This window comes from Petralouisia muris (genome assembly GCF_004793545.1).
Lineage (GTDB): Bacteria > Bacillota > Clostridia > Lachnospirales > Lachnospiraceae > Petralouisia > Petralouisia muris.
Map to the genome: position 1 here is coordinate 40173 of NZ_SRYA01000016.1, position 16339 is coordinate 56511.

At 43.4% G+C, this 16339-nt stretch carries 13 protein-coding genes; 3 read left to right on the top strand and 10 right to left on the bottom strand.

Features of this window, described 5'->3' with window-relative positions; genetic code table 11:
* Positions 1–271: 271 nt before the first annotated feature.
* The 9 genes from E5329_RS09670 to E5329_RS09710 all read right to left on the bottom strand — a co-directional run bounded on the left by E5329_RS09670 (position 272) and on the right by E5329_RS09710 (position 10826).
* Positions 272–583: a hypothetical protein gene (locus E5329_RS09670; RefSeq protein WP_135989353.1), complete on the bottom strand. Its 312-nt coding sequence runs from the start codon at positions 581–583 to the stop codon at positions 272–274.
* The gene (gene ilvB / locus E5329_RS09675) at positions 580–2340 is read right to left on the bottom strand and encodes a biosynthetic-type acetolactate synthase large subunit (protein ID WP_135989354.1); all 1761 of its coding nucleotides are present in this window, start codon (positions 2338–2340) and stop codon (positions 580–582) included. The genes E5329_RS09670 and ilvB overlap by 4 nt, the downstream gene beginning before the upstream one ends.
* 81 nt (positions 2341–2421) lie before the next feature.
* Positions 2422–2997: a TetR/AcrR family transcriptional regulator gene (locus E5329_RS09680; RefSeq protein WP_135989355.1), complete on the bottom strand. Its 576-nt coding sequence runs from the start codon at positions 2995–2997 to the stop codon at positions 2422–2424.
* Positions 2998–3165: 168 nt separating this feature from the next.
* Positions 3166–4530, bottom strand: a complete 1365-nt coding sequence (locus tag E5329_RS09685; RefSeq protein ID WP_135989356.1) for an MFS transporter — start codon at positions 4528–4530, stop codon at positions 3166–3168.
* 17 nt (positions 4531–4547) lie between these two features.
* On the bottom strand, positions 4548–5468 hold the full coding sequence (locus tag E5329_RS09690) for an alpha/beta hydrolase (RefSeq protein ID WP_135989357.1): 921 nt from the start codon (positions 5466–5468) through the stop codon (positions 4548–4550).
* Positions 5469–5693: 225 nt separating this feature from the next.
* The gene (locus E5329_RS09695) at positions 5694–7805 is read right to left on the bottom strand and encodes a GH39 family glycosyl hydrolase (protein ID WP_135989358.1); all 2112 of its coding nucleotides are present in this window, start codon (positions 7803–7805) and stop codon (positions 5694–5696) included.
* Between the two features lie 77 nt (positions 7806–7882).
* Positions 7883–8299 carry an iron chaperone gene (locus E5329_RS09700; RefSeq protein ID WP_135989359.1) on the bottom strand — a complete coding sequence of 139 codons (417 nt, stop codon included), beginning with the start codon at positions 8297–8299 and terminating at the stop codon, positions 7883–7885.
* Positions 8300–8482: 183 nt separating this feature from the next.
* Positions 8483–9181: an MgtC/SapB family protein gene (locus E5329_RS09705; protein ID WP_330572067.1), complete on the bottom strand. Its 699-nt coding sequence runs from the start codon at positions 9179–9181 to the stop codon at positions 8483–8485.
* Between the two features lie 94 nt (positions 9182–9275).
* Positions 9276–10826, bottom strand: coding sequence for an ABC-F family ATP-binding cassette domain-containing protein (locus E5329_RS09710; RefSeq protein ID WP_135989399.1), 1551 nt, complete (start codon positions 10824–10826; stop codon positions 9276–9278).
* 437 nt (positions 10827–11263) lie between these two features.
* Between E5329_RS09710 and E5329_RS09715 the strand changes: the two genes are divergently transcribed.
* On the top strand, positions 11264–11842 hold the full coding sequence (locus tag E5329_RS09715) for a tyrosine-type recombinase/integrase (RefSeq protein WP_135989360.1): 579 nt from the start codon (positions 11264–11266) through the stop codon (positions 11840–11842).
* 121 nt (positions 11843–11963) lie between these two features.
* Here E5329_RS09715 and E5329_RS09720 read toward each other — a convergent pair whose 3' ends face one another.
* Complete coding sequence (locus E5329_RS09720) at positions 11964–13799, bottom strand: IS1096 element passenger TnpR family protein (protein WP_135989400.1); 1836 nt, start codon at positions 13797–13799, stop codon at positions 11964–11966.
* Between the two features lie 315 nt (positions 13800–14114).
* Between E5329_RS09720 and E5329_RS09725 the strand changes: the two genes are divergently transcribed.
* A complete protein-coding gene (locus E5329_RS09725; RefSeq protein WP_135989361.1) occupies positions 14115–15008 on the top strand; it encodes a DMT family transporter in 894 nt (297 codons plus the stop codon).
* 197 nt (positions 15009–15205) lie between these two features.
* Positions 15206–16216: an aspartate--ammonia ligase gene (gene asnA, locus E5329_RS09730; RefSeq protein ID WP_135989362.1), complete on the top strand. Its 1011-nt coding sequence runs from the start codon at positions 15206–15208 to the stop codon at positions 16214–16216.
* The last annotated feature ends 123 nt before the right edge of the window (positions 16217–16339 follow it).

Genomic DNA, 16339 nt, shown 5'->3' on the forward strand with positions numbered 1-16339 from the left:
TTAGTCGGAGCAATGTGGCCAAGCATAACCTTTCATTTTCTATCGTCCTTTCTTGCGTCTGGCTCTTTGACGACTGATACTTTGAACAACTTTACATCGAATGAAACTCCCCTCAGCAGAGCTACGGGAAATTAAACCCTCTTTTTTTAAGTTTCTTGTCTTCGGTAACAATATCCCCTCTTAATGAGAACAATACACAGAAATTTGATTTGTACATACATAGTATGTTATCGGTTATAAATTTCTGAATGCTGAGATTTTCTTTTGTACTTCATCGGAATCGCAATCTTACTATAACTACCCTCAATAAAATCAAAACATCGAAATAATCACAAGTGACGAAAAGTGTTTCTCTTGCGCTGATTGTTGACAGCAGCGCACTCAAAATTCCATAGGCTAAAGGTTCCTCCATTTTCAGACTCAGGTTTGCGGTATGAATCACCTGTCTGAAAGAATCGAAACCGTCAGACTTGATTTTCTTAACTATCTCTTCTGGAAGCTTTGTAACAAAGGACTGAAAATCCGGCGTATGGATATTGTACAGAAATGGCTTGCTGTCGCATTCTCTAAAAAGCCTTTTCATGGATTCTGCAAATCCCTCTTTCGTCTGACTGTTCCTCTTTCTAAAATCATGTCATTCAGGGAATTACCCGGCGGAACAATCGGCATGACATTGACTTCTCTGTCTATGATAAACTCAATAACTGTAGGCGTTTTTGTAATCTGTTTCGCACGGAGCAAAGCTGTTTTTATATCTTCTGCTTTTGTGACGCGAATCCCTTTTGCACCATAGCTTTCTGCCAGTGTAATAAAATCAGGCGTATATTCCGGACAACAATGATTGGGTTGGTTGCAGCCTATCTCACAGCTTCTCCGATAACGCATACAGGTACTCGCATATCGCCTTTCATAAAACATTTCCTGCCATTGCCGCACATTTCCTAAATATCCGTTATTCAGTATGCAGATAATAATTGGCAATTCATAAACAACCGCAGTGGCCATTTCCTGAATATTCATCTGCATACCGCCATCGCCGGATATGACAATGACGTCTTTCTGAGGATTGCCAAATTTCGCTCCGATTGCAGCAGGAAAACCATATCCCATTGTTCCCAAACCGCCAGACGTCAGCATTTGTTTATTTTCGCCAAGATCAAGAAATTGAGTTGTCCATAATTGATTTTGACCTACATCAGTAGCGATCACAGCATCTTTGAACAATTCATTTATGGATTGAATGATCATTTGCGGCGTCAATCCCACTTTCCCCATATCAATGGGATGTTCCATTTTCCAACGGCTGATTTCATCTGTCCAATTTGAAATGTTCAATGATTTTGCCTTTTTAAGCAAAGCGCATATTGCTTTTTTCGCATCAGCTACAATAGGAACATCCACAGCAATATTGCGGGAAATAGACGCCGCATCCACATCAATATGGATAATCTTTGCATTGGATGCAAATTCTTCTGTTTTTCCCGTAATACGATCATTGAACCGCGTTCCTATTGAAAAAAGAACATCACAATGGCTGATTGCTGAATTGGCGGCATAGCTTCCATGAATCCCTATATTACCAACATATAAACTGTTTGTTGTCGGAATTGCCCCTTTTCCCATGATAGTCGTAATAACAGGCACGCCTGTCAGCTCTGCCAGCCGTGTCATTTCTTTATTTGCATGGGCAATATTCACTCCGCCGCCTATCAAAAAGACAGGCTTCACCGCATGGTTCAAAATATCCAGAGCCTTCTTTAGCTGTCCCATATGTACGGAAGTATTCGGCTTGTAACCTCTGACCGCAATTTCCTCTGGATAAAAATCACTGCCGTAAGTCCTCTGGACATCCTTTGGCAGATCAACAACTACTGCCCCCGGTTTTCCTGTCTTTGCAATATAAAACGCCTTTTTGATTGTTTCTGCCAAATCTTCCCTCTTTCGCACTGTTACGGCATATTTACAGATACTTCTTGTGATGCTCACAATGTCCACTTCCTGAAAGGCGTCATTCCCAATAAGGTGCGTTGGCACCTGTCCCGTAAAACACACTAACGGAACACTATCATAATTTGCAGTGGCAATGCCTGTAACGAGATTGGTAGCCCCCGGTCCACTCGTCACGAGACAGACCCCGACTTTGCCTGTAGAACGCGCATAACCATCTGCCGCATGAATTAAGCCTTGCTCATGACGAGGCAGGATAACATCTATTTCTTTCTCTCCATACAGTGCATTGAACAAATCTATCGCCTGTCCTCCCGGATAAGCAAACAATGTATCAACTGCTTCTTCTTTTAACGCTTTGACAAATAAATCTGCACCTGTAATCTGCTTCATAAGTTCCTCCATTTATAAATGCGTGTACTTGCACGCATACTTTTTATTTTTTTGGCACTGTCCCGTTGACAGCGCCAAAATTTACTGATTGATTCCTTTTACAAACATCTGCACACTTTCTTTTACGTACTTATCTTTTTCAATCTCTGTAAGTTCTTTTCCAAAGGATGCATGCAGAAATGTGTAGCCGAAGGTTGCCGAAAACACTGTCAATGCCAGCGTCTGAAAATCTTTCTCCGGTATTTTTCCCATCATGCACATCTTATTCAGGTAATCGGTAAATGTCACCAAAAAAGCCTGTGGAACTTTCATAATGAGCTGTTTCGTTTCCCCATAAAGCTGCGGCGCTCTCAGACCAATTGACAGATTGACGAAATCCGGCGTCATCCTGTCAATATACGCCCTCATAAACATTTCCAAGTCTGTCTGCAGCTCCCACTTTACGTCTTCAAAAATCTCCGGCGCCACATTCGCCCGCCAGCCAGTCTGATTTGCCCCCTGTAACACAATATCCTTTTTGCTCTTAAACTTGCGGAATAAGGTACACTCATTTACGCCAGCCACCCTCGCAATCTCTTTCGTAGTCGTTGCGACGTATCCTTTATCCCGGACTAATGTCATCGCTGCGTCAATTATTTTCTGACTTGTTTCATCCAAATCCGCTTCCTCCTTAATGCAAGTGCATGCTTTCATGTTAACAAAGGAAAGAGCAGAAGTCAAGTTTCTTTTGAAATATTCAAACCTCGCAGTATGTATTCCACCCAGTTCCACCATCAGATTGAGGACATTCCTGGTTTACCGCAATTTGCGGCTGATTTTTACCTGCTAAATATGCCCAGCAGGAGCCGCTTTTTCTCTGCGCGCTTCCAAATCCTTCTGAATCTGCGGCATCTCATCATCAAGCTTCCATCTCATACAAATCAGAAGAATTGCCGCAATGACTGCCAGTGGTGCAAATTTAAAGAAATATTCAATCCCTGAAACCGCCGATGCTGGCTGCGCCGCCAGATTCCCGTCATATCCTACCGCTGTCAGGAAAAAGCCAAACAGTGATGTCATTAGTCCCTGCCCCAGTTTTTCCGCAACAGATTTTGCGGAAAATAAGACTGCCTGTACCTTTGTCCCAGTTTTCCATTCTCCATACTCAATTGTGTCACCTGTCATAGCATTGACCAGCCCCATCGGAAACAGGAATCCTATCCCGCGTAGAAGCGCTGTTCCGACAAGGAGTGCCGCGCTATCTGTTGGCCCTATGATAAATACCACTTGTCCGATCAGCATCAGCATACCGCCGGCCAGCACTAGTTTCTTTTTGGAAATCTTATCCAAAAAAACCGGAAGGATCAGCATACCAATAATTCCCGGAACATTGCTTGCTGCCACATAGGCGCCCATCAGCCCCAGATTACCTGCCACATTTTCCAGATAATAAACGGAAATAGAAAGGTTGAATAAAAGCACAATCGTGCAGCAGATCTGAAGCACTGCAGACATCAGCCAGTATTTATTTTGAAATGCAATTTTCACACTTTGAATAATATTTTCAGACGGCACTTCATTATCCACGCGTTCTTTTACTACAAATACATTCAGAAAAAGGAATACAGCGCCCACCGCACCAAGGGTCAGCATAGACTTCACCCATGCGGACTGTGAATCCTGGCCTCCATAAAACTTTACCATTGGAAGGATTGCACTTGCCATAATCGTCTGAGTGAGCGCCGCAAACAGCATCGAATAACAGAGCATTTTGGAACGAGTTGTCGGATCATCCGTTGCATAGGACGCTAATGAGTTATGGGCAAGATTCACGTATGTATACAGAACGGTATTGAACAGATTATATGTCACAAAGATAAACGCGATCCTTAGTGCAATCGAAGAATCCGGAACAAGAAATACCAATACAACAGATGTCACCATCGGAAGTGTCCATCTTGCCAATACCGGGATACAATGCCCTTTTTTGCTCTTGTGCGTATCAATTAACTGCCCGGCAATCAGGTCAGAAACCCCGTCGAACATTTTAGATATTAAAACGACAGTCCCGATTATTGCCGCATTCATCCCTATCACATCTGTATAAAAATACAGGACATAAGAGCTAAATAATGTGTACAGCGCATTCAGGCCAATCTGGCCGGAACCAAAAACAAACTGTTCCACAATGCCAACTTTCTCTTTTTTCATCGTCTGCACCTCCCAGCTTATATTCCTTTAAAACAATCTTTGATAAATGCATCTACAATAGCAAGGACTTCTGGCGTCCAGAACTCGGCTCCTCCATGATCCCCGCCTTTGACAAGATATAGCTGCACCTTTTTTCCGACAGCTTTCATTTTCCGATACAAATCCACACTTTGGCGCGTATGCACGGTACGGTCCTTTGTCCCATGGAAAATCAACACCGGCGCAAGATCTGTATCTTTATTAATGTGACATTCTACCGAAAGTTCCTCACACAGTTCCCGACTTTCCCTTAAGTTTGCTCCGCCCATTTCCATCCCTTCCGGGCTGTCTGGGAGCTTGTAATTGAGCGTTGAGGGATTTGCTCCGTCAAAAAGGACACTGACAGAGCCATAATAGTTTATAATTCCGCTCACCTCTGCCGATACTCCTGGAAACTGATTTTCATCTGTATCGTCATTGTGGCGCAGCCCTCCGAACATGGCCGTATGCCCTCCAGAAGAATCGCCGGATAAAATCATCCGTTCTGGATCCACATGAAACTCCACTGCATGAAGCCTGATATAACGCACTGCATTTCTTGCATCAATCGCCTGCGCAGGATATGGCGCTATCCCGGAATGGCGGTATTCTACAATGGCAACAACATACCCTCTTTCTGCCAGGCGCGCAAGAAGAGGAAGCTGCGCCGGAACATCCTGTTTCATCCAGGCAGAACCTTGCACAAATACAACACAGGGATACACCCCTTCTGGGTTATTTCTTGTAAATGGGGTGATAATTTCCATATGCAGCGGCACTCCGTTTTCATTTACATATTCCACATGCTGTCCAGTGTAACGGCTGCCTGCCTCATCGCCAGTTGTATCAAGTACGACTGCCCCTTCTACAGATTCATCAAATTCTGGAAAGTCTTCATATTTCCACTCTTTTACTTCCATTATCTGTCTCCTTTCTTTCTTGCTGTCTGATAATATTTTAGCATTTTCCACAATTTTTTCTCATTTTCTGTTGTCAAAATAATACTCAATCATTTCTGTTTTCTACCGAAATATCATTCATCACTTTAGCTCTTTTGAATAGAATCGTGATGAAAAGGACATAGAATCGTGATTTTTCAAAACAAATCCCTCTGCACTCATCAAATAGAATGCAAAGGGACTCTCTTATCTTTTATTTATGCTGACTAGGCGAATTTCATGGATATCCAAAATAGCCGAAATTAAAAGGGTATTCGCTTCTCCTACCTGAAGCATATCATATTCATATTTCGGTTCTGCCTGTTTCTCGATATATTGTCTCTGCTTTTCCGTAATTACCGCAGGAGAGCCCATACCCCTCCAGATATCATAGCTGCTCCCATAATCACGGTTTACGATCAGGCTTTCTTTCTCATAGTTCCCCTCTTCCAAACCTTCCAGGTAAAAACGGACATCAAGCATTCCTTTATCCTCAAATCCATAATACCGGTCATAAGTACGCTGCTCCTCGTCCGAAAGGACATAATCAATATGCCTTTCCCGGTTATAGTGGCTGTAGTTGTACAGTAAAATCTTTACTTTTTTCCGGTCCTTTGTACAGGTCACAATATATCCCGTCCCTCTGTCTACTACAAACTCCTCCAGTTCCCCCAAAAGCCTGTATGCAAGATAAGACGCTTTGGGTATTCCCTGATATGTCATCAAGCCATATCCGCCGTAATATGTATTCTGCCCTGTAATCATACGCTCTGTGTTATCTGTCAGGTGGCAAAACGCAAATGCCCTGATATCCTCTGTGTTTTCCAAAATATTTTTCACAATAAACGCAGCTTTAAAACAGGTATCGTTTCCCAGGTCAGACTGCCAGATTGTTGAATTCCATGCTGTCAGGAAAGTGGGACGGTCCTTTACCCCCTGTTCTTCCAAAATCTCCTTTACCATATGCACTTCTTTAAAAAGTATATCAGCATTCCTGCTGGGAACCACCCCATATCTTTCGATCAGGTGGCGGAGTACGCCTTCCACTATAAACGCCCATTTCTTCAGATCAGAGGGAAGATGAAGACAGGAAAACAGGCCAAACATCTGTGTTTGGCGTTCTGCCAGCTTTGTTGGCGTAAAGCCGAATTCTATACATGGCCTGATATCCACAGAGTTCAGGAAATCCATCACCATATCTACATAAATAAAACTCAGATACGGCGTCCCATCCGGCTTTTCGTGATATACATCCATACTGTCATCCAAAAGTCCATGAAAGTATGCATATTGAAATTCGATTTCCCTCTTTGCACGGCGTACCGCCTCACGTACATTTTCAAACATAAGGTCCTTTGCCCATCCTACGCTGATCGCCACATTATGGTTCAGCCTGGCCTTCCCGCTGTCCTTTCGGATATCAATTTTCAAACGGACTGGCTCTTCACTGCCTTTCAACAGGATGTTGAGATTTTCGGCACAGGAAATATATTTTGTCAGGCTCATAATTGATAACGGCCTTTCCCGCGCCTCCTCTTCCTTCTCTTTTTTTTCCTCCGCTTTCCGGTATCCATTTGGAGTATTGCCAAACTGCTGCCTGAAATTTATAATGAACGTATTCACATTAGAAAATCCACAGGACATTGCAATCTCCGTTATGGATTCTTTTGTGGCAGACAGCATATGCGCCGCTTTGTTCAGCCTTAGCTTTCGCACATACTCTGAAAAAGAAATATGCATCAGACGTTTAAATTCACGCGACAGATAACTGGGAGAAAGGTAAAAGCGCTCCGCAACCGTCTGTAAAGAAATATTTTCCTGACAATGGCTGCCCACGTATAAAAGAATTTCCCTCATACGCCCTGTCTCTTCCCGCATTCTCCATTCTGGAATCTCTTCCTCTGCAAAATGCTGCCTCAGGACAGAAAGAACCGCATAAAGTTCACTCAGGATTGTCATTCTCCCGTCCGCAGCATGTTCCAGAAATTCTTTGTACATAATGGCAAGCCTTGCTTTCAAAAGCCGAAAATAGTCTTCCCTTCCTGGCTGGATACAACTGCAGCATTTTATTTTTCCTATATTTGCCTGATACACGAGTGATTGGCGAATAAAAGCAGAAAGTGTATGTCCGCCAGCCTCCCTGTATATCTCATGATATTCAAACATATCAAATACGATGATATCTTCCTCTTTCATAACAAAATTGATTCCGTTTATCATCACGGCCAGCCGCCCAGACAATACAAACAGAAGCTCCATCTCATCATGAAAGTGCGGTATACTTGTATCACAATCTAATTCAAAACGGATCTCATCCATATTTCTTCTCCATAAATAAAACGTACTTTTTATTCATATTTTCATTGCCGTATATGTTTTACCAGACAAAAGTTCCTTCAAGTCTCTGCTTCATGGTTTTCTGTATCCCAGCACCATCTGGCAATTTTTTGAATTAAATAAGTATCAACATTTCCATATGGAATGCGTATGGTTCCTTTATCCACCTTATATTTTTTCAATTCTTCTTTAAATTCCACTACCGCTTCTGGACCAGGATAAAATCCAATATGTTTTTTTGAAGCAGCAAAATGAAGAATGTTATGTTTTTTCCAGTATGTCGGCATGCTCCAGGAAATACGTTCCTCAGCCTCTGGCAAAGCCTGCCGCAAAGCCTGTCTTATAAGAAACAGATCCGCTTGCTTTTCAGCATCCTGACGTATAATATATTCTTCAATAGTTTTCGGTTTCTCTCCACAAAAATGACTTTGATTGGTATTTTTAAATTCTTTTCCACATTTAGGGCATTTCCACATAAAATATCTCCAGCAAACGACATAAGGTATATACTGATGCCCGAATTTGGACGATAAAAGCACACACATACCCAATATGCCACTTTAAAATATAAATTTTTCTTTTTTTATCATTATCTTATCTTTCATAAAAAGACTCTGGCATTGAGTCTGGCCGCCTGCGCAAATCCATCGCCTTTTGAATCAGATCGTAAACTTCAATATTTCCGGGTGCTTCTCCACATATTCCGCCAGGCGGCAAAGTTCCGCTCCCATTGCAGTCCGAACCAGCATCTCTAAACGGATGTATTCTCCTTTTCTTCTGGTTTGGAATTTCAAAATCCGACATTGATAGGTATTTTCCAGTTCCCGTCGAATTTCCTGACTGATTTGTCCGGGATTTTCTTCATTGCAGCGATACTCCATCTCAATTTCATATACATCTTTGATAATATGAGACATTTTTCCCTGACGGCCCAGAAATATTTCCACCAAAATCACGATTCCTGTAGTGCAGATTCCTATCACATACAATCCGGCTCCTACCGCCATCCCCACTCCAAGGGTAGCCCAAATGCCGGCGGAGGTGGTGATTCCGCTGACATTTTTATTTCGGGAAAAAATCACGCCGGAACCCAGAAATCCAATGGCTGCCACAGCACCCGCCGCCATTCTGGAAGGGTCTGCCCGAACAAATTCTCCCGTCACATCCTGAAATCCGTATTTGGACAGAATAATCATCAGTGCAGAAGATACGGCCACAATCACATGGGTGCGGATTCCTGCCGTTTTCTTTCTGCTCTCCCGTTCATATCCAATAGTTCCCCCGCAGCATCCCGCCAGCAAAATCCTCACCATCCACTCCAACTGCTGTATTACAAAAGCCATATTCAATTCTCCCATACCGCACCTCTTTTCTTATTGCGCACGCCAACCCAGAGAATGCCTCACTTCTTCGCTGTCTGTAAAAACCAGGAATGTTTCTTCCTCCACAAACCTACCGGAACAGAGAATATTCTTCCATATTCCAGATTTCCGTCACGATCTCCTGATAAAATTCAGGCTCATGGCACACTAAAAGAACCGCGCCTTTATATTCCTGCAAAGCCCGTTTCAGTTCTGCCTTTGCATCCACATCCAAATGATTGGTGGGCTCGTCCAGCAGCAGAATATTAGTATCCACATTCAAAAGCTTGCACAGCCGCACCTTGGCCTGTTCCCCTCCGCTTAACACCTTGACCTTGCTTTCTATATGCTTGGTGGTAAGACCGCATTTCGCCAGTGCGGAACGAACCTCATACTGGGTATAAGCAGGAAAAGTCTCCCAGATTTCTTCGATACAGCTGTTTTCGCTGACAGGCATTTCCTGTTCAAAATACCCCGGATACAGATAATCCCCCAACCTGACTTTTCCGGACGCCGGTTTTATCAAACCCAGCACGCTTTTTAAAAATGTGGATTTTCCAATTCCATTAGCTCCTGTCACCGCAATTTTCTCCCCTCGTTCCAGCCTGAGGTTGATGGGTGCAGACAGAGGTTTTTCATATCCCAGTACCAGATCATCTGTCTCGAAAATCATCTTTCCCGCCGCTCTGGCGTTCCTGAAAAAGAATTCCGGCTTGGGACGCTCTGCCGCAAGCTGAATAACTTCCATTTTATCCAGTTTTTTCTGTCTGGACATTGCCATATTTCTGGTTGCCACCCTTGATTTATTTCTTGCAACAAAATCCTTCAAATCTTCTATCTCTTTCTGCTGCCTCTTATATGCCGCTTCCATCTGAGATTTCTTCATCTCATAGACTTCCATAAATTTATCATAATCCCCTACGTAGCGGGTCAATTCCTGATTTTCCATATGATAAATGATATTGATTACGCTGTTTAAAAAGGGGATATCATGGGAAATCAGGATAAATGCATTTTCATAGTCCAAAAGATAGCGTTTCAGCCATTCAATATGATTCTCATCCAGATAATTGGTAGGCTCGTCCAGCAGCAGGATATCCGGCTTTTCTAACAACAGCTTTGCCAACAGCACCTTCGTCCGCTGCCCGCCGCTTAATTCTGACACATCCGTATCCAGTCCCAGCTCCATCACGCCCAGAGCCCTTGCCACTTCCTCCACCTTGGCGTCAATCATATAAAAATCATGCTGTTCCAACAATTCCTGCATAGTTCCTGTTTCCTCTAATAAACGGTTCATTTCCTTTTCATCCGCTGCGCCCATGGCTTCAAACATCCGGTTCATTTCCGCTTCCATCTCAAACAGAAATGAAAATGCACTGCGCAAAACGTCTCCCACTGTCATGCCCTGTTTTAACACGGTATGCTGATCCAGATAGCCGGCGCGCACATGCCTGGCCCATTCCACGTTTCCCGCATCCGGCTGCAGCTGGCCGGTTACAATATTCAAAAATGTAGATTTCCCCTCTCCATTTGCTCCAATCAGGCCGATATGTTCCCCCTTTAACAACCGGAAAGATACATCATTGAAAATCGCCCTGTCCCCGAACCCATGGGTTAAATTTTTTACATCCAAAATCATAATTCTGTCTCCTTTTGCCGATGGCAGAAAAATATATTTTGATTTCATCATACCATTTTTCTGGTGCGAATACAATTCTTATATGCAATGCGACCTTGCTGAATTACGGAAATATTACGATGCTGGCGACTGGTTTAACTTTTTCTTAACAAAAATAGGTCCCTATATTTTTATCATATCCGCCTCTTCGTTTGCTTCTAAACTTATATAGCGGAAAACAGAAAAACATTTTTACATTATTCTAGGAAGATTAGCAAATCATTTGGCAAATAGGTATACTCTTGTGTATAAAATAAGGTTACACTTATTCACCATCCGGCTTTTCACAGCGGCACTGCAAAAATCCAATCCCCGCCACAGCCGAATGGGGAACCATACAAGATTTTTGGCAGTTATGTGCAGGATAAAGCCGGATCTTACAAAAGATGGAGGTAACAGATATGGGTACTACGCAACCGATCAGAAAGAAGGAAGAATTGAAACAATTTATGGACTATTACCGAAACACCCGCCCAAACGCCAGAAATTATGTATTGATTACATTTGGACTGCACACTGCGCTTCGGATCAGCGATATTCTGAATCTGAGCTGGCGGGATGTATATGATTTTGAAAAAAGCCGTTTCCGCAACCATATTTTTGTACGGGAGGATAAAACCGGTAAGGAAAATATTGTAGCCTTAAACACACATTTAAAAGATTCTCTGGAACTTTACAAAAGACTGAGAAATCCTTCCTCAAAAGACTACATTTTTACCAAGACAACTAATTTTTCCCGCCCGTTAAGCCGTTCTCAGGCATTCCGCATCATAAAAAAAGCGGCCATAGAAACGCTCCACGACCCCCATATCAGCTGCCATTCCCTTCGGAAAACCTTTGGTTATCATGCATGGAAACAGGGCGTCCCGCCTGCCCTGTTAATGGAAATATACAATCATTCTTCTTATGCCATTACCAAAAGATACCTGGGAATAGCCCAGGATGAGCGGGATTCCATTTTTATGGATATCGATTTTTAAATTTCACCAAATATGCTGCCCTGTAAAAGCCATTCACTGGCCGCGCAGGGCAGTAAGAACGAAAAGAATCTATGTTAAAAATTCCATAAATGCAGACAAACAGCAGCCGCCTTTTTCTGCATCACTTTTTTCCACAGCACTTTTTATATTTCTTTCCGCTTCCGCAGGGGCAGGGATCGTTGGGATATATTTTCTTCTCCTTAGGCTCCGCAGGCTTGTCTGCGCTTCCCCGCATTGGCACAATCTTTGCCCCGGAATGCTGGAGCGGCACCGGCCTTGCTTCTGACAGTTCAGCAGGCATATGCCCTCTCAGCTCAAACATACGGGTATGGTTATTTGCGTCTGCCATCAGGGACGCAAATTTCTCTATATGCCATTTTGAACCAAATACCATTCCACTTCCGTTCAGCACACCCATAATATCAGAAAGCATCTTCCCTTTGGCAAACTCCTGATAAATAAATGCGCACAGCTCCTCCGCCTCCTCTGTATCATATTTCAGTTCCTGGCTAAAGAACTCTTTCAGCTTCCAATAAGCAGGTTCTCCCGTAAAATATTTGTTCTGATCGTAATCATGCACTTCTGCTTCAGAAGGAATGTAATAATCCACCTTCCTCTGAATTTTTTCTATTTTTCGGTATAAACGCTTTTCCTTCAATACATTTAAAAACATTTTCCCGTCCGCAAGGCTGCAAGGATTCATTTCTTCTGGAATCTTTTGGAAAATTTCCAGAAATTCTTCATAGCTGACGGCATATTCTTTTTTTTGGCTGTATATTTCACAGGCAACTTTAGCCGGCGCCACCCCGTAAAGGAACCCAAAGCTTTCCAGACATTTCAGCATCCAATTGAGCCTTTTTCGCTCCCGTTGGAATTGAGGAGTATTTATGGTCTGATATACCTGAATCACCTCTTTTGGCACTTCTATATATTCATCCCGAAAATAAGCAATATAATCCATCTCGAAAACTGCATCCAAACCTTCCCACTCCTCATCGGTGGGGGAAAAACATTCCCGCTCCATAGCTGCTTCGAATGCCGCAATCTCCCGATCCTCCAGAATCAGCAGGCGTTTCCTCATCACGGCAGGCGTCAGAATTTCATTGGCGATTTTCTCTGCCAAATCATCTTTTTTCAGTCTGGAATAATGCAGATGCAGCTCCTTGGCCATCTCTGTCAGATCCGCTTTTTCATAACTGGAAAGCATGTCCTTTACCATCGGATCACGGGATTTTTGATCATTCCCCTGGGATTTCTTCCTTTTATCAATTTCCTCTCCCAGCAGGTTTTTCAGCAATTCTTCCCGCTGAATTCCCGAAGAATCCACGAATTGATTGATTAAATCAGGCATGGAAAGCTGGTTGCGCTCTGTCCGGCTCTCAGGGTTTTCACAGACCCGGATTCCATCGTTTCCTGATTCAAAATCTTCTCTGAGCTTCTGGAAACTCCTGTAATCAGCCTCTCCGTTGTAAACCTGATATTTTTCCCTTAACAGAGAATTTTTCTCAAGGGAATCACTCCAGCTTCCTGCGAAACCCACTTCTTTTGAAATGAGGGGGCTTTGGATCGGAACCTTCCCTCCTTTTTGTTTCTCCATTACCTCTGAGGCCTTCTTTTCTATTTCAATTCGGTATTCTGCCTTCCGGCCTTCCTCCTGCTGCACCCGGAAGGTAAACCACTTCTCAGAACTCAGCAATTCATTGACAAAAGTATCGGATGCGCTGCGATAACTATAGAAAAAACCTTTCCGATAATTCACATCTTCTTTCCACTCGTTCAAGGTTACCTTCTTCTGGTAAAAATCAAATTCATAATTATCTGTTTTTTCACAGTCCAGCATTTCCTCTAACATCCATGCAAGCTGTGTAAAGGTAATGCCTTCCGGGACAAACCCCCGCCGCCAGACAGGAGGCTTTGCGCCTTTTATTTTCATTTTAAGCTGAAACCAGTCCATCATTTTCTCCTTTGCTTCTGTATGCTCTGTTTATAAAATCCTTTCTTCCATCTTATGACAATCTGGAAATAAAAGCAATGGTTCTTTTTTTCTTCCACATTCGGACTTTCTCATCGTCTTTCTATGCCTGAAGTTCCCTGATACATTAGCCATAGATATTATGCTCTTGACTTTGCAGGCGCTTGTGTTATACTCAAGAACATATTTCTTTGCCAAATAATTTGCTGTTCTTCTTAAAATAGCAGAAATCTGTTGGCAAATCATTTGGCTCACGGTCACGGGTATATCTTACAAATAAAAAGCAAGGAGATTACTAAAATGTACAACAAACCAAAGGACAATTATATCCGGGGCGTTTTGACAATCCTCATGTCTGCATTCTGCTTTGCATGTATGAATGTCTGTATCCGCCTGTCGGGGAATCTCCCATCCATGCAAAAAAGCTTCTTCCGCAATCTGGTAGCCGCTGTTTTTGCCGGAATCATTATCCTTAAAAGACGCCGGGGATCGCAGCCGGTTTCTCTGCATATTCCAAAGGAAGCCCGGCCTGCCCTCATTCTGAGGTGTGTGTTCGGCACTGTAGGCATCCTCTGCAATTTCTACGCTGTGGATCATCTGCTTGTGGCGGACGCTTCTATTTTAAACAAGCTGTCGCCTTTTTTTGCTGTTATTTTTTCTTATTTCCTGCTGAAAGAAAAAATACTGCCCTTTCAGGCTGCCTGCATTTTCTCAGCCTTCTGCGGCTGCCTGTTTATCGTAAAACCAGGATTTCACAATGCTGCGCTGCTTCCCGCATTAATCGGAGTATGCGGCGGCCTTGGGGCTGGCATTGCCTATACCATGGTGCGTAAGCTGGGAACCATGAAGGTCAAAGGACCGGTGATTGTTTTCTACTTCTCTCTGTTTTCCTGCCTGTTTGTCACGCCATGGATTGTTATGGACTTTGCGCCCATGACGCTGGGCCAGACCATGACTTTACTGCTGACGGGCTTGTTTGCAGCAGGCGGCCAGTTTGCCATTACCGCCGCTTATACCTACGCCCCTGCCAAAAAGATATCCATTTTTGATTATTCTCAGATTATTTTTGCGGCAATTCTTGGGTTTGCCTTGTTTGGAGAGATACCGGACAGATACAGCTTTATCGGATACGCCCTGGTGATTGGGGCTTCCCTGATGATGTTTTTGTATAACTGCCGCCGGGAAGCGGATTAATTGCCCGACAGGATTCCTGTCAACCCTCTGCCGAAATCTCTGTCTCCCTAAAACGGACTGATTTTATGATAAAATATCTGATGGAAAACTATGATTCTTTATCATTTTTTCCAAACTTTATCTTCCTTATTGAAAAATCACATCCACAGGCATATAATTGATACCGGAAAAGAAAACAACGCATATAAGGAGACAATATGGAACATTTGATAATACCTGATACCTACCGTCCAGAGCTTGATTTGCATGATACACAGATCGCCATTAAAACAGTCAAAGACTTTTTCCAGAATCTGCTGGCGGAACGCCTGAACCTGCAGCGTGTGTCTGCGCCTCTGTTTGTAGATCCTGCTTCCGGTTTGAACGACAACTTAAACGGCGTGGAACGCCCGGTCACCTTCGGCATCAAAGAGCAGGGGGAAAAGGAAGCAGAAATTGTCCACTCCCTTGCCAAATGGAAACGCTATGCGCTGAAAAAATATGGGTTTTCCATGGGAGAAGGGCTTTACACGGATATGAACGCCATCCGGCGGGATGAAATCACAGACAATATCCATTCTATTTTTGTGGATCAGTGGGATTGGGAAAAGGTAATTTCCCGAGAAGACCGGAATCTGGACTATCTGAAAGATACTGTGAGAAATGTATACAAGGTGCTTCGGAAAACAGAAAAATATATGGCAATCCGGTATGATTACATAGAAGAAATTCTTCCGCCTGACATCTTTTTTATCACCACCCGGGAACTGGAAGAAAAGTACCCGGAATGCTCTCCCAAGGAACGGGAGCTTTTGATTTCCAAGGAAAAAGGCGCAGTTTGCATTATGCAGATTGGAGATAAGCTGGCGTCGGGAGAACCCCATGACGGCCGGGCGCCGGACTATGACGACTGGGAGCTGAATGCAGATATTGTGGTATATTATCCGGTACTGGATATTGCCCTGGAGCTTTCCTCTATGGGCGTCCGTGTGGACAAAACAGCCCTGTCAGAGCAGCTTGAGAAAGCCGGATGCCCCGAACGGGCCCAGCTGCCCTTCCAGAAATCCATCCTCAAAGAAGAGCTGCCCTTTACGATTGGTGGCGGCATCGGGCAGTCCCGGATCTGTATGTTTTTCTTACGGAAAGCACATATCGGCGAGGTGCAGTCTTCTCTCTGGAAAGAGGAAATTATTAAAGAGACGAAAAGGCATGGGATTCCTTTATTATAATCAAAACATGGGAAAGAATTTCCTGAACTTTTGAAAGAAATATTTTACTGCGGAGAAATCCTATACCCGTGAGCCAAATGATTTGCGGTTCCCACTGTTTAAAAAGAACCGCAAATCATTTGG

Coding starts and splice junctions, on each gene's coding strand:
- asnA (WP_135989362.1), top strand. CDS start 15,206: ATGGAACATTTGATAATACCTGATACCTACCGTCCAGAGCTTGATTTG.
- E5329_RS09670 (WP_135989353.1), bottom strand. CDS start 583: ATGAAAAGGCTTTTTAGAGAATGCGACAGCAAGCCATTTCTGTACAAT.
- E5329_RS09725 (WP_135989361.1), top strand. CDS start 14,115: ATGTACAACAAACCAAAGGACAATTATATCCGGGGCGTTTTGACAATC.
- E5329_RS09685 (WP_135989356.1), bottom strand. CDS start 4,530: ATGAAAAAAGAGAAAGTTGGCATTGTGGAACAGTTTGTTTTTGGTTCC.
- E5329_RS09690 (WP_135989357.1), bottom strand. CDS start 5,468: ATGGAAGTAAAAGAGTGGAAATATGAAGACTTTCCAGAATTTGATGAA.
- E5329_RS09705 (WP_330572067.1), bottom strand. CDS start 9,181: ATGGGAGAATTGAATATGGCTTTTGTAATACAGCAGTTGGAGTGGATG.
- ilvB (WP_135989354.1), bottom strand. CDS start 2,340: ATGAAGCAGATTACAGGTGCAGATTTATTTGTCAAAGCGTTAAAAGAA.
- E5329_RS09695 (WP_135989358.1), bottom strand. CDS start 7,805: ATGGATGAGATCCGTTTTGAATTAGATTGTGATACAAGTATACCGCAC.
- E5329_RS09700 (WP_135989359.1), bottom strand. CDS start 8,299: ATGTGGAAATGCCCTAAATGTGGAAAAGAATTTAAAAATACCAATCAA.
- E5329_RS09715 (WP_135989360.1), top strand. CDS start 11,264: ATGGGTACTACGCAACCGATCAGAAAGAAGGAAGAATTGAAACAATTT.
- E5329_RS09720 (WP_135989400.1), bottom strand. CDS start 13,799: ATGATGGACTGGTTTCAGCTTAAAATGAAAATAAAAGGCGCAAAGCCT.